Here is a 14,051-nt window from a genome sequence, read left to right as displayed (position 1 = left end):
GTAATTAATCTATCGATATAATGATTACCTTGGATGGAGAATAACAAACAAGGAAGAGGAAAATATGTTGAAGAAACCAGTGAAACTACTAGTTGGAGCAGTAAGTGTAACGATTTTACTATCAGGTGCGTCTCCTTATTATACGCAAGCAGAACCGATTGCTGTTCAAGAAAGTGAAGACTTGTCTGAGATTGTTAAAAAAGCACTAGAGTATGTCAAAATGCCTATGTATGTCAAGGCGAACCCGAATGAAACATTCATGACAAATACAGAGTTTGTTCAAACCGTGATGAAAGAGTCCGTTAATGTGTATTTACCAGCAACGATTTCTTCGCAATGGCAACAAGGACAATCTGTTCCAAAGGCAAGTCTACAGCCTGGAGATCTTGTTTTCTTTCAAAATAGCGAAGGGGCTGTGAATCACGTCGGAATTTATATCGGCAATGATAAAATGGTATCATCGCGACCATCAACAGGTGCAACCATTAGTCCATTAAGTGAAGAGGCTCATTTTAAAGGCGGAAAGCGTGTTACAGGCTTTACTCATATGGAAATCGGAAATGACATTGCAACACAAGCGCTTGCCCTTCTTAATGCTCCTTATAAAGAAGGCGGGCAAAGCGAAGAAGAAGGCTTTAATAGCTCTGGATTCGTTAAATATGTTTTTGCACAATCACTCAATTTACCGATGCCTCGTCTATTAAGTGAACAAATTAGTGTCGGTGATGATGTAGCTCGACATGCACTTCAGCCTGGAGATGTTATTTTCTTTAGCTCTGCTGCAAATGGTTCTCCAACAAGTGCAGGCATTTATATTGGAGATGATAAAATGGTCTATCCGTCTCCTTCAGCAGGAAAAGTGGTGACAACAAACGTAGAAGGAAGTACATTTTGGTCGACGCGCTATTTAAAAGCAAAGCGAATCACAAAAAGTACGCCAATTGATACAAACAACCCAATAATAAACGAAGCAATGAACTATTTGGGAATCCCTTACGTATTCGGTAGTGAAGATCCAACGATTGGGTTAGATTGTTCAAGTTTCGTACAGCTTGTTTTTGAAAAGTCAATGAATATTCATCTTCCGCGTTCGACAGATCAACAATGGCAAGTGGGAGAGTCGGTTGAACGTGAAGATCTTCAAGTTGGAGATTTGCTGTTTTTCAGTGACACCTATCGTGCAGGGATTTCTCATGTTGGTATTTACATGGGTCATAATCAGTTTATCCATGCGAACCGCAGCTATGATGTATCTACAACTTATTTAAGCAACAGTTATTGGAGTGAGAAGTATACAGGAGCACGAAGAGTGAATAACCTACGTTTACCGAAAGAGAATCCTATTGTATCAGAAGCAACGAAATTTATTGGTGAGGCTCCATATGCAAGTGAAGGTACAACACCTGAAGGATTTGATACAGCTGGTTTTACTCAATATGTGTTCAAGCAATCAATGAACATTGAACTTCCTCGTTATGCAAATGATCAATGGAAAAAAGGAGAGTTTGTTGAGGAACAAGATTTGCAACCTGGTGATCTTGTCTTTTTCCAAGCAACGTATTTAAATCCTGCGATTTATGTTGGCAATGGAAATGTTGTCCATGTTTCACCTTCAAAAGGGGTACAAATTACGCATTATCCTACAAGCAGCTATTGGAAAACGAAATATGTAGGAGCAAAACGAATAAAATAATAAGGTTTTTTCAAAAGGACCGTCATGAAAACACATAATCTCGCTGTGTTTTCATGACGGTCCTGTTTTGATTGTCTAGGGCAACGTAGTCATTTTATGCATATTTTCACCATTTGTTGAAGGTGATGTAAGTCATGTTCAATGAGTTGACTGATGAATTGATTGACTGTCATTGTTTGATGTTCAATTGAAAAAACCGTTTCAAGTGGAATGGTTTCTAGCTGTTGAACAAGCTGCTTGCGTGTCGAAATAAACTGTTCAATCAGTTCTTCTTTTGAAATACCGGATTGAGCATTTGTTTCAGATTGTTGATTTACTCCGTCTACATCAATGTCAGAGCGACTAAGCTGTGCACCTTCTGTAAAATAAGGAATGCGTTCGTTTATTAAGTAACGATCCCAAAAGCGTAAATGCTCCACCATTCCGGCAAGTGACCATTTGTCTTCTTCAATAGGACTGAAAAACATGTCATCGTCTACGTGTTTAAAGTGATTCATCAAAAGAGATGCGTCCTCTAATAATTTTAACGTGTTTAGCATCTTCGTCTCCTTTAAGAAGTTTTTTCTCTCATCTCATGGTCTAGCTGTTACAAAAAATGATCAGTTCTTTGAGTTATTTCGACAGCTATTTGACAAATCCTCTATTTAATCATGAAAAAGAGAGGTGACGTTGACCTCTCTTAAAATCGTTGCTAGATCACGATATCTTCATCTTTTTCGTCTTCTATAACAGCAAGTACGGTTTCCATGTCGGAGCATGTTCCGAGTTCAAAAGCTTGTTTATATTGTTCATGACCTTTACCTGTAATGAAGATCCAGTCTCCTTCACTTGCTTCAGTAATAGCTTGTTGAATAGCGGTTGTACGGTCAGGAATAACTTCACCTTTGTCATTTCCATGTTCGTAATGCAGTGTCATTAAGTTTAAAATCATATCTTCTTGTGCGGATTGATAAACATCATCAAGTGTTAATACGTACTTTGTCACGAGTGAAGCAGATGTTTGAAGCATCGTTGCACGCTTAGAATGATCTCGTCCATGGCGAAAGCCGAACACGTGGAAGATTTGCTGTGCATCGCATTGCTTTGCGGTATTTAAGCAATGCTCAAAAGCATCGGCTGTATGCGCATAATCAACAACAATGGTTTTTCCATTATGTTCAATCATTTCGAATCGTCCTGGTACACCTTTAAAGTGAGCCATACTTGAGGTGAGACGTTGGTGTTCAATACCAAAAGCGTTCCCAGTCATAAGTGCCATTGCACAATTGTATACGTTATGCTCACCAGGAAAGCATAGTTCAAAATGAAGTGCGCCTTTTTCATCATTTACAAGTGTACCGCTGGAATGTCTATTCACCTCTACCACATTCATCTTCCAGTTTGCTTCTTTATCGGTGCTTAGCGACCATACACGCTGCTGCTTTTGTAATAGCAGGTTATGCAACTTCTCACCCCACTCATTATCTATGTTCACAATTGCATAACCGTTTGGTGAGAGTTGATGAAATAAGCTCGCTTTTGCTGCAAAGTAATCGTCAAATGTTTGATGATAATCGAGGTGGTCGTGCCCTAAATTCGTAAACAAGCAATAATCAAATTCAATTTCGGCGACACGTGCTTGTGTTAAGGCGTGCGAAGACACTTCCATAATAACGACTTGATCGTTACTAAGATTAAGAAGTCGATTTAATTCTAAGCTATCCGGTGTAGTCGCCGTAGCAGGAATTTCTTCACCGTTAATCATGTTCATCACCGAACCTAAAATCGAGCACGTATATCCTTCTTGCTCGAGAAGATGCTTTAACATAAAAGCGGTTGTTGTTTTTCCATTGGTTCCCGTAATGCCAATCATCACATGTTTTTTGGCAGGATGATGATAGTAGTTTACGGCTAGCTTTGCTAATGCTTGCCGACTATTTTGAACTTGAATGTACGGAACCGATAAAGGAAACTCTAGAAGCTTTTCGCCAACAATTGCTGCAGCACCTGCGTCAATTGCTTGTTCAATATACGCATGTCCATCATGGGTGCCACCAGAAATTGCAACAAACAAATCACCTGTTGTAATTTGTTTAGAATTAAATGAAATGTTGTGAATGTCAATATTGTTTATCATACTTAACGGTTGTTCACTGTTAATACCTTGGAGAATATGATGTAACTTCATGTTGTATTCGTCCATCTCCTTGTTTGTTGGAATGGTCTCGTATGTGTATTTTGTGAACAACGTATTTCACCTATACCTCATAGGTGAACATAAGAATGATTTGGTTATAAAGGATAAATAAGGATATGTTATGTTTATCTTTCTAACTTACAATGAAATAGAAGCATTACTAGATGTGGTTGTAAGTCTGGAAAACAGCAAAAACGTTCTAGGTATTATATGTGTCGTTTGTAGACAGCTGTTCACAAAATGCGTTGTCCTTTATTTTATGCATGCTTGTCATCGTTTGTCCCAAGAAGTACGGACGTTTTTTCTGTTTTACTTTTCTTTTTTTATTTTCGTGTATAAGATAAAGTAAAAGAGTAGAGGAGTGGCTGTCATGCATAGAGAGGAACCAAAAGAAGTAATCGATTATCGAATGTTTGGGATTTTATTAATGGTAGGTTCTCTTATATGGGGTGGCCTTGCTTATGCTGGAAGTGAAAATTGGATTTTTTATACGATTTTATTTGTTCTGTGCTATGTAGTCGGAGTGGGAAGTTTATTTAAGCATATGAATGAAAAAAAAGCCCGTTCAAAAAATTGAGCTCTTTTTGAACGGTTTTTTTTAATGGCGTTTATGTCTTAAGTCATGTAATGTCGTACTCTTCATGTTGACATTTGATAATACAACGTGAGAAATCGTTTTAGCAAATGGAGTCACTTCGTTAATAAATTCTTCTAACTGTTGCAGATGAGGAAGCTTAAGCTTTGTAATAAAGCATGCTTGACCGGCGATGCGCTCACAAAATTGTGCGTATGGATACGCAGCAATAAATGATTTAAACCGCTCGTATTCTCCGTTTTTCATTGTTATCTCCACGTAACACTCCACTGTTAACCCAAGCTTTTCATAGTTAATATCAATTGTATATTTCTTTAAAATATCTGCCTCTTCTAGACGTCGAACGCGTTCTGTGACAGAAGGAGCAGATAAATTCACTTTTTTGGCTAGCTCTCTCATCGAAAGGCGACTATCTTTTTGTAATTCCTCTAAAATATGAAGGTCCACATCATCCATTTTCATTTGTAAAGTATCCTCTCTATTATTATTTCAATTGTTATTAGATTAATGGAAAAGACGTTTAATATGCAATCGAAAAATGCGCTTTTTTCTTTTACAATAAAAAAAAGGAGTGATGAATATGGCACATATACAATTGCCTAAAGTTGAAGGATCGAATTTCGAAAAAGCACTATCTCTTATTCCAGAAGTAAAATCATTGTATGACCAATTATACGAAGTATTATGGAATAGTCACATCACAACAAAAGAGTTAAAAGAGAGAATTCGCCTTTATTTAGCAAACGTAAATGGATGTCAAACGTGTATTAGTTTGTCATACGTGAGTGAATTTCAAATTAATCAAGAAGTCATAACAGAAGAAAAGTGGTCAAAAGAAGAGCAGGTGCTTTTCTCTTTTATCGATCGATATCGAGTAACACCGAAAGAAGCTTCTGTTCATGAACTGAAGCTATTTTATCGTGATGAACAAATAACAGAAATACTAGCGCTTATTAACTTGTTTGATAGTTTTCATAAAATCATTGTGAGTCTTGATTTGTATGATTTTTGTTCTTTGTAAAAGTTTTATAAATAGTCTTGACAGAAAAATTTTACAGGAGTATGATAGCATCCATAATGAGTGAATACGTCAGATCGCTTAATCTACAAATAGAGCGGGGGAACCACTTTTTTGTGCCTATAGGTACCAGGGGTGAATCCTTTTTTAGGTAGGGTTACTCTCATAACCCGAATCCGACAGCTAACCCCGTAAGCGTGATGAGAGGGAAGGTGACACTTGTGTGGATGAATTTGTAAAACACAGGAAGGGCAACCCTGTGTTTTTTTGCGTTCATTTTTAAGTAATTCGGGAATAAAAGAAGCAAACTATGGTCAATAGTTGTATGTAATGAGAAAGGAAGACAGAAGATGAAAAAGCAATTTGCCGTATTAGGACTAGGACGTTTTGGAGGAAGTCTTGTTGAAGAGTTTGCGAATTTAAATGTAGATGTGCTTGCCATTGATCGCGATCAAGAAGTGATCAATAAGTTTGCGAACTTAGCAACATATGTAGTCGCTGCGAATGCGATTGATGAGACGAATTTAAAAGGGTTAGGCATTCGAAACGTCGATCATGCCATCATTTCGTTTGGTGATGACATCGAAGCGAGTATCCTTGCTACGATGCTATTAAAGGATATGGGAGTAAAGAAGGTATGGGTGAAAGCTGTTAATGCTTATCACCAAAAAGTACTAGAAAAAGTTGGCGCAGATCGTGTCATTCATCCAGAGCGAGATATGGCAAGAAGGCTTGCTCATCATGTGGTATCAGAGAAGATCATTGATTACATTGAATTATCAAAAGACTATAGTATTGTTGAGATTGTCGCATCGCGAAAGCTGCATAATAAGACATTATTTGATTTAGACATTCGTGCCAAATACGGATGTAATATTATTGGATTTCAACGTAAAAATGGAGAAATGGTCATTTCACCTACTGCGCATGAAGTAGTAGAAGAGGGAGATATGCTCATTGTCGTTGGTCATAACAAAGACTTAAATCGTTTTGAAGACGAAGGAGTATAATTCAATGAAAACGAAGTCGATCCAGTTAAGCCCCCCACAGCTACTTGTTGCTGTCTTTGGTGTATGTATTATTGCAGGAGCTGTTTTATTAAAGCTCCCGTTTTCAACAACGCATTCGATTAAGTGGATCGATGCCATGTTCACGGCCACATCGGCCATGACTGTAACAGGATTAGCGGTGATGGATACAGGAACCGAATTTACGATATTTGGTCAAATTGTTATTATGTGTTTGATACAACTTGGTGGGTTAGGTATTATGTCGTTTGCCGTTTTAATCTTTATGGTGCTAGGTAAGCGAATAGGATTTAAACAACGTCTTTTAATTCAACAATCGTTGAATCAAACAAATATTGGTGGTGTGATTCGACTTGTAAAGCATTTGTTCATCTTTTCCTTTTTAATTGAAGGGGTTGCGATGCTGTTTTTAGCCATAAGATGGGTTCCTGAATATGGGTGGGGTAAAGGACTTTATTACAGTCTTTTTCATTCCATATCATCATTTAATAACGCAGGATTTGCTTTGTGGTCTGATGGATTAACACGTTATGTTGGGGATCCGATTGTAAACGTGACGATTTCACTTTTGTTTATAATTGGAGGAATTGGATTTACCGTTTTAGTGGATATATGGCAAAAGCGTTCTTATAAAAAGCTGAGCTTACATTCAAAAATGATGCTCATTGGAACTCTTGTGATTAATACGGTTGCGATGATTTTGATTTTCTTTTTAGAATATGCGAATCCTAAAACGCTAGGAGGATTAGACTGGAGCGAAAAGGTGTGGGCTGCGTATTTCCAAGCGGTTACGACACGTACGGCTGGTTTTAACACGATTGATATCGGAAGTATGGATGAGTCAACCATTTTTCTTATGCTGTTATTGATGTTTGTTGGGGCTGGAAGTGCTTCAACGGGTGGAGGAATCAAATTAACCACTTTTATTATTATCATTTTGGCTGTACTCGCCTTTTTACGAGCGAGAGATGACCTTAATATATTGAAGCGACGCATTGATGTATCGTTTGTGTTTCGAGCCCTTGCGATTTCTACGATGGGTGTGCTTTTTATCTTTTCTGCCATCTTTATCTTGAATATATCAGAATCAGAGCGTATTCCATTTCTAGAATTAGTCTTCGAAGTCATTTCTGCGTTTGGAACAGTCGGATTATCCATGGGGGTAACAGCTGACTTATCGGACTTTGGACGATTTATTATTATTTTTATTATGTTTCTAGGAAAGCTAGGACCACTTACGTTAGCTTTTTCACTTGCGAAGCCGCAGCGTTCAGCCATTCGCTATCCGAGTGAAGATGTACTAACAGGATGAAATTCATAAAGAGCTGAGTCAAAAGGAGTAATCACTCTCCTATTTGATTCAGCTCTTTTGTTATCTCTGATTTTCTAAGTGAATGGATCTATACATATAATGGAAGAAGGTTTTTTAGTGAAAAGGGAGAATGAGGATAGTAGGGGGGATGGGGATGAAAGATGAGAAATGGGTGCGTGCAATAACGATTTTAGTATTCATCTTATTTGTGTCTTTTATTACAGCAAACAATGTGTCGAGTAATCACAATCATATTGAAGTGATTGAAACGTTTAAAGAAGTCAATGAGGAAGATTGTAAATAGAGGCTAAGACAAACAGGGGTACTCTTTATCCTGTTTGTCTCAGCCTTTTTTATTTTTATCATTTTTACCGAGAAGACCCCCACCTCAAGGAACACGGTGAGTAGGTGGAGGATGAAGGGGTTTTAGTTATTAGATGTATCTATGTATACGTCATTAAATAGCTTGACATCCGTTTTAGCATTTAAAAAGTAGTAGAAAAAATGAGTATAGATACGATCAATAGGAGAAATGTAAAAAATAATATCCCTGGTAACCTATTGTTTCGCATAAAGATCCTCCTTTCACATAAAAAAAGAAATGTAATAAATGACTCAACTATAGCAAACATCTTGAAAAAATGGATTGTGAGTGTAGATGATACGATTTTTCCTCACCTGTTCATCATTATATAAAGAATAACTTAATTCCTATCTAATTAATCTGACCTCATTTATACGCTCTCAAAAGGTCTACTAATAAGACGTATGACATCTGTCTTTTGTTTCAATAAAATAGTGATTTTCAGAAAAATTTGTGGTGTGGAAAAAATCCGCAATTGCCCTCGGCGCTTGTCCTGCACCGTTTGTCCGATTCTTCATATGTTAGTAGTAGGAATGGTGAAAGGGGGAAAAATAAATGAGTGGAAACTATTTTTCTTTAATCGTTGTGTTGTTTGTTTTATTAGTGATTGTTGGTTGTTCATGCTTTAAATACTAATGAGTAATGGGTAAGAGAGAGAAGGTCATGCTTCATGCATGACCTTTTTTATTGTCAATTAGGTGAAAAATCCGCATTCACCGTCAACGCTTGTCCATTACATACTCTAGCAAATCACATATAGTATAGTAAGAGATTCGATAGGGTCTCTTACAAGTAGTATCCGTGTTCATATCCTAAGGTATGCCTCAAGTGTTTAAACCGCCGATTGATGACCCCCTTACCTCGTCAATCATTATTTTCTGTCGAAACCTTCTTTTCGGATTGCTGCATTGGCAGCAAGGGAAGGTTTCTTTTTTTTTATGAAAAAGGTGAAGTGTGTTTTTTTATTGTTCTAACCTAAATAAAAATGGCTCCCTTATGGAGCCATTTTTAGATGGTAAATTAATAGCAACAAGCGCAACCTACGATGATTAATAAAATAAACAACACAACGATAAATGAGAATCCACCGAAACCATAACCTGCTGTTGAACTCATGTGTTGTAGCCTCCTTTAATAAAAGTCTATACATCATATGTCAACAGTAGGTTACATGACTGAGGAAAAAGCCCAATTTACAATGCAGTTTTCAAGGTTAATTTATCAGCGTATGAGAATGATCTCCTTCTATTTGTGTTGATAAGGTTTTTAAATTGTCTGATGAAGCAGCAATCTGTTCAATGCGTTCTGTTAATTGAGTAATAACCGATGAAATGACTTCTAGTTCTTCTTGCGTTTTCATCGTTTGTTGTTTGTTTTGTGTCGTTATTTTTAGCACATTATCAAAAAAGCTATTTATATTTGACATATGAGAAGTTGTCTCTTTTGTGAGAGCTGCTACGTTTCCTGTTAGTTTTGAAATGCTATCAATTTGTTGGTGGATATCATGAATAAATGTTGAAATATTTGCAATTGAGTTTTTTGTTTCTTCTGCTAGCTTGCGTACTTCTTGAGCCACAACGGCAAATCCTTTTCCATGTTCCCCAGCGCGTGCTGATTCAATTGACGCATTTAATGCAAGTAAGTTTGTTTGCTCAGCAATGGATGTTACAATGGCAACAATTTGATTGATTTGCTGAGATGTATGTTCAAGCCCTTTCATTTTTTCTTGGATTTGAAGAGTACTTGTTTGAATGTCACTCATCATTTGTTTTTCATCATCGAGCTTTTGTTTGCTTTCTAATGATTCTTTTTCAACAATCTCGGCTAGCTCTGAACTTTGATTTGCATAAGTGACAACTTGCTGTGCCTGTTTATGAATACTTCCAACAAACTCATTTGTCTCGTCTGAAAGAGAGGCGAGAACAGAAGATGTATAGGTGATTTTGTCTTGAATGGTTGCTTTTTCGTCTTCAAGAGATTGACGAATCCTTTCATATTCATGGTTGTATGCTTCAAGAACGAGCTGTTGCTCTAAGCTTAATAGCTTTGTCACGCTTATAATGGTTTGTGTACATGTCTCTTTAGAATTTATATAAGTCGAAAAGGTTGTAATAAAAGCTGTTAGCAAATTTTGAAACGCACATAAATACCAAACAGGCTCAAGCCCAATTTTAACGTGCATTTTGGCGATGTTTTTTCGTTTTATTAAAAATTGCTCATCGATTTGGCCATCAAATAGCTCAATAATGTGTTGGCGAAGAGTTTGTTTTAAACGATCAACAGAGCTATGTTGATTAATAATCTCCACTAGGTGAGGTTGCTTATCGATTATGGCATAAAATTGAGTGACGATTTCATCAATGTGTTCAAGAACAATCGATTTCACTTCAACAACGTTAATTAAATCATCTGTTGTTAAGTGTATCATTTGCATTTGCTTATTAATTAATGGATTTGTAACATCAAGACGAACGTCATGTTTTGTTGTGACTTCAGTTTGAATGTCACTTTCTTTGCTTTTACGGAACCATCCCATGTTTTTATCACCTTTTATCTTTTATGTAATGTAAGTATGATGAAGCGATTCTAGTATTCTTCATTTTCTCTTAGGTAATTGTACTTACTTTCTAGTACATATGCAATAGATTTGGCTAGGACTCACCCTTCTTTTGCAACGGTTTCTAGTTAATCCAGATGTTTCAGACTGAAAGGAAAGAGTACGGAGCTGTCATTAGATTGTTAAGTTCTTATTATCTGTTTGTCACCTTTTTGTTATCTAAACATGTTACGGTGTTAAGCGTATGTAAAGATCGGAGGGAATAAAGTGAAGAAACTAGTAACGACGCTTGCAATGACAGGGGCTATGTTTACAGCACCAGCTATTGGACAAGCAGCATTAGGAGATCAAACGTTAAGACAAGGAATGCAAAATAGTGATGTAACGGAACTGAAAGAAATATTGAAGAAAAAAGGTCACTTAGATGCAACGGTTTCAAACTATTATAATTATGATACAGTTGTAGCGGTGAAGGATTTTCAACGAGCACATGATTTGAAAGTCGATGGTATTGTCGGTGCGCATACATATAAAGCTATGCAAGTGGTTCAAAAAGAAGTGAAAAGTGAAGTCGGCTTTAATATCGATCAGCTTATTGCAGATGCGAAAAATCATGTAGGTACATCATATAAATGGGGTGGAACATCACCCAATGGATTTGATTGCAGTGGTTTTTTACAATATGTATTTAAGGAGAGTGTAGGTGTGGACTTGCCTCGAACCGTTGAGCAAATGTACAACGCAGGTGAGAGTGTAACAGAACCAAGTAGAGGAGATCTTGTATATTTTGAAACATACAAGTCAGGTGCCTCACATGCTGGCATCTATTTAGGTGATGGCAAGTTCATTCACACATCTACCTCAAAAGGTGTAACGATTAGTGATAAAGATTCAAGCTATTGGAAAGAGCGTTATTTAGGTGCAAAAAAAGTAGCCGTAGATTAATAGAGTGACAAACAAAACCCATTCCTTTATCCATTTGCCAACGGAGATGGATTGAAGGGAGTGGGTTTTATTCGTAAAGTGACTAGTTATGTAGAGAAAATAAATGTATAGAAATTTGCATGGAAAAAGGCTAAAATACTAGTATTGTCATCCTATTATAATAGGTGAGGAGAAGTTAGGAGGAAATAGAGTTGCTTGAAGAATTAGTCCTCTCTCTTGTAGAAGCGCTGAAACAATTGTCTTACTTTGGAGTCATTTTGGCATTAACGTTTGAGTTTGTTCCAGCAGAGCTCGTATTACCGTTAGTTGGGTATTGGGTTTATCAGGGAGATATGAACTTGTATTTAGCCATCTTAGCCGGAACAGTCGGAGGTGTATGTGGACCGCTAACATTGTACGCACTTGGCCGGTACGGTGGACGACCACTGGTTTTAAAATACGGAAAATACTTTTTAGTGCGTGAAAAAGAAATTGATGCATCAGATCGTTTCTTTGAAAAATACGGACCTAGTGTGGCCTTTTTAGGTCGCTTCATTCCTGGTGTTCGAACTGCTATCTCAATTCCATGCGGAATGGCAAAAATGAATGTTGTTCAATTTTCAATTTATACGTTTCTCGCGATGTTACCTGTCACATCGATTTATGTATATTTAGGCTATAAGTTAGGTCCGCGGTGGGAACAAGTAGGACCAATTGTTTCTCAATATATGAAGCCACTAGGCCTTGCTCTTATGATTTTCATTATTTTATTTGTTGCGTTTAAACTAACAAGAAAAGGTAAAGCAATTTAAACTTTTATACAAATGGTGCCTCCTAAAATAGAAGGCGCCATTTGTTGTGTTCAGGTGAAAATAAGTTGAACCCAATAAAATAACAAGAGTAAAGTGATGATAGTGGTTAAGGGGATAACTAGCAAAGATACACTTAAATAGTCTTTCCATGTCACTTTAATGTGATTTTTTCTTAAAATGTGCATCCAAATAAGAGAAGCGAGTGTACCAATCGGTAATAAGAGAGATCCCATATCGCTACCAATAATATTAGCCAAGTAAATGGTCTTTAACGTAATAGGGTCTAAGCCCATTTCTGTCAACGTAATAGTCCCAATCATTAGTGCCGGATGATTGTTAAAAAGGTTGGAAAGAATAGAAACTAATCCTCCCATCACAAATGTGGCGTATAGTAATCCTTCACCTACGATAGGTTGAGCTAATTGTACAAGTATGTCTGTTAGCCCTGAATTATGAAGGGCGTATATAATGACATACATAGAAAAAGCGAAAATCAGAATATGCCAAGGTGTTTTCTTTAAAATATCGATTGGGTTTGTACGCAAGTAATACCATCTCCACATGAGCAATAGTAGGGAGCCAACTACGGCTACAATCTCAATTGGAAAAGCAAAGTAAGAGGCAACAAATAATAAGCAACGCATGATGAAGACAAACAGTAAGATTTTCATCATAAAGCGAGTTCGTTTCTTTTTAGATACAGTAGAGGGTATTACTTTTAAAGGGTGGAAATGTTTCGTGAAGAAATGCTCCTCAATGTCGTGAGATGAGGAAGGGAGTTTTTTTGGCAGCTTTTTTTTGACAACTTGAAACATTAGCCAAGACATAAATAATAATCCTAAAGTAGAGGGTACAAACATCATCGCTGTATGCATATAAAGTGACATATCTACAATGTTTAAAGCAATTAAGTTTACAACATTACTAACACCAATCGGTGCACTTGAGGCTGTCGCAATGAGAGCTCCACTTAAGAGGTAGGCAATTTGTTGATGTGGTTTTAAACGAAGGTTCTTTAAAAGTAAAATGAGGATTGGTGTTGTAATTAAAATACTACCATCGTTATTAAAGAGCAATGTCATTAAAAAGCAAAGTAATTGTACATACCAGTATAATCGGTGCCCTGAACCTTTTGCTAAACGGGCAAGTCGTGCAGCAGACCAGTGGAAGAATCCAAAGCTTTCTAATATGACAGCCATTACAATGGTTGCCATTATCGTAATAGAAGCGCCGCTGACTTTATCTACTATATCTAAGACATCATTCCATGATACGATTCCTAACAAAAGGACGATAATCGCTCCAATTGAGGCAGGCCATGCTTCATTTAATCCCCCAGGTCGCCAAAAGATAGCGATCATGGTTAGCATAAACACGAAAATCGTGATGCTAATATCAAAACTCATGATGATCCTCCTTTCTTATTTCTCGGCCAATCAGTCAAGTATCACTACATGTCTGATTATTTATATGTATATTCACCTCTATTAAATTGTAGCTAGATAATAGCCTTAATTTTGCTAATATGTATGTTTGTCTCTCTAATAGAGTTGCCATGTATGGACAAAAGTG

At 37.0% G+C, this 14,051-nt stretch carries 14 protein-coding genes, 1 pseudogene and 1 riboswitch; of the genes and pseudogenes, 9 read left to right on the top strand and 6 right to left on the bottom strand.

The genetic code is table 11. The annotated features are described in order from the left end of the window. Positions 1 to 64 precede the first annotated feature (64 nt). Complete coding sequence (locus JOC83_RS09365; protein ID WP_205186520.1) at positions 65 to 1,693, top strand: C40 family peptidase; 1,629 nt, start codon at positions 65 to 67, stop codon at positions 1,691 to 1,693. An 89-nt stretch (positions 1,694 to 1,782) separates the two neighbouring features. Here the strand turns inward: JOC83_RS09365 and JOC83_RS09360 are convergent, their stop codons facing one another. Both JOC83_RS09360 and JOC83_RS09355 read right to left on the bottom strand, forming a co-directional pair. Beyond that, positions 1,783 to 2,232 carry a DinB family protein gene (locus tag JOC83_RS09360; protein WP_205186518.1) on the bottom strand — a complete coding sequence of 150 codons (450 nt, stop codon included), beginning with the start codon at positions 2,230 to 2,232 and terminating at the stop codon, positions 1,783 to 1,785. A gap of 152 nt (positions 2,233 to 2,384) precedes the next feature. After that, on the bottom strand, positions 2,385 to 3,920 hold the full coding sequence (locus JOC83_RS09355) for a UDP-N-acetylmuramoyl-L-alanyl-D-glutamate--2,6-diaminopimelate ligase (RefSeq protein ID WP_205186516.1): 1,536 nt from the start codon (positions 3,918 to 3,920) through the stop codon (positions 2,385 to 2,387). Between the two features lie 319 nt (positions 3,921 to 4,239). On the opposite strand from JOC83_RS09355, the gene JOC83_RS09350 reads away from it, so the two are divergent. Further along, positions 4,240 to 4,446: a hypothetical protein gene (locus tag JOC83_RS09350; protein ID WP_205186515.1), complete on the top strand. Its 207-nt coding sequence runs from the start codon at positions 4,240 to 4,242 to the stop codon at positions 4,444 to 4,446. Between the two features lie 21 nt (positions 4,447 to 4,467). Here the strand turns inward: JOC83_RS09350 and JOC83_RS09345 are convergent, their stop codons facing one another. Then, entirely contained in the window at positions 4,468 to 4,926 is a 459-nt protein-coding gene (locus JOC83_RS09345; RefSeq protein WP_205186514.1) for an Lrp/AsnC family transcriptional regulator, read from the bottom strand. A gap of 118 nt (positions 4,927 to 5,044) precedes the next feature. Between JOC83_RS09345 and JOC83_RS09340 the strand changes: the two genes are divergently transcribed. From JOC83_RS09340 to JOC83_RS09320, 5 genes and pseudogenes are all read left to right on the top strand, one after another. Then, entirely contained in the window at positions 5,045 to 5,485 is a 441-nt protein-coding gene (locus tag JOC83_RS09340; RefSeq protein WP_205186513.1) for a carboxymuconolactone decarboxylase family protein, read from the top strand. 65 nt (positions 5,486 to 5,550) lie between these two features. Continuing rightward, positions 5,551 to 5,696: riboswitch (cyclic di-AMP (ydaO/yuaA leader) on the top strand. 136 nt (positions 5,697 to 5,832) lie between these two features. After that, complete coding sequence (locus JOC83_RS09335; protein WP_205186512.1) at positions 5,833 to 6,492, top strand: potassium channel family protein; 660 nt, start codon at positions 5,833 to 5,835, stop codon at positions 6,490 to 6,492. Then, on the top strand, positions 6,473 to 7,822 hold the full coding sequence (locus JOC83_RS09330; RefSeq protein ID WP_378912995.1) for a TrkH family potassium uptake protein: 1,350 nt from the start codon (positions 6,473 to 6,475) through the stop codon (positions 7,820 to 7,822). Before JOC83_RS09335 ends, JOC83_RS09330 begins: the two co-directional genes overlap by 20 nt. 154 nt (positions 7,823 to 7,976) lie before the next feature. Further along, positions 7,977 to 8,126, top strand: coding sequence for a hypothetical protein (locus tag JOC83_RS09325; protein ID WP_205186505.1), 150 nt, complete (start codon positions 7,977 to 7,979; stop codon positions 8,124 to 8,126). A 621-nt stretch (positions 8,127 to 8,747) separates the two neighbouring features. Then, positions 8,748 to 8,822: pseudogene (locus JOC83_RS09320) on the top strand (YjcZ family sporulation protein); the annotation flags it as partial. 384 nt (positions 8,823 to 9,206) lie between these two features. On the opposite strand, the gene JOC83_RS09315 reads toward JOC83_RS09320, so the two are convergent. Together JOC83_RS09315 and JOC83_RS09310 are read right to left on the bottom strand one after the other, a co-directional pair. Further along, on the bottom strand, positions 9,207 to 9,302 hold the full coding sequence (locus JOC83_RS09315; protein ID WP_205186503.1) for a YjcZ family sporulation protein: 96 nt from the start codon (positions 9,300 to 9,302) through the stop codon (positions 9,207 to 9,209). 97 nt (positions 9,303 to 9,399) lie between these two features. After that, positions 9,400 to 10,722: a globin-coupled sensor protein gene (locus tag JOC83_RS09310; RefSeq protein WP_205186500.1), complete on the bottom strand. Its 1,323-nt coding sequence runs from the start codon at positions 10,720 to 10,722 to the stop codon at positions 9,400 to 9,402. Between the two features lie 288 nt (positions 10,723 to 11,010). Here JOC83_RS09310 and JOC83_RS09305 point away from each other — a divergent pair, with 288 nt between their 5' ends. Further along, a complete protein-coding gene (locus JOC83_RS09305) occupies positions 11,011 to 11,688 on the top strand; it encodes an NlpC/P60 family protein (protein ID WP_205186499.1) in 678 nt (225 codons plus the stop codon). A 191-nt stretch (positions 11,689 to 11,879) separates the two neighbouring features. Beyond that, entirely contained in the window at positions 11,880 to 12,479 is a 600-nt protein-coding gene (locus JOC83_RS09300; RefSeq protein WP_205186498.1) for a DedA family protein, read from the top strand. Positions 12,480 to 12,529: 50 nt separating this feature from the next. Here JOC83_RS09300 and JOC83_RS09295 read toward each other — a convergent pair whose 3' ends face one another. Then, positions 12,530 to 13,885 (bottom strand): arsenic transporter, encoded by a 1,356-nt coding sequence (locus tag JOC83_RS09295; protein WP_205186497.1) that lies wholly within the window; start codon positions 13,883 to 13,885, stop codon positions 12,530 to 12,532. Positions 13,886 to 14,051 lie beyond the last annotated feature (166 nt).

Source organism: Priestia iocasae, from assembly GCF_016909075.1.
Lineage (GTDB): Bacteria > Bacillota > Bacilli > Bacillales > Bacillaceae_H > Priestia > Priestia iocasae.
The sequence above is the reverse complement of the archived record's forward strand: the minus strand, read 5'-3'. Positions and strand labels throughout refer to the sequence as shown.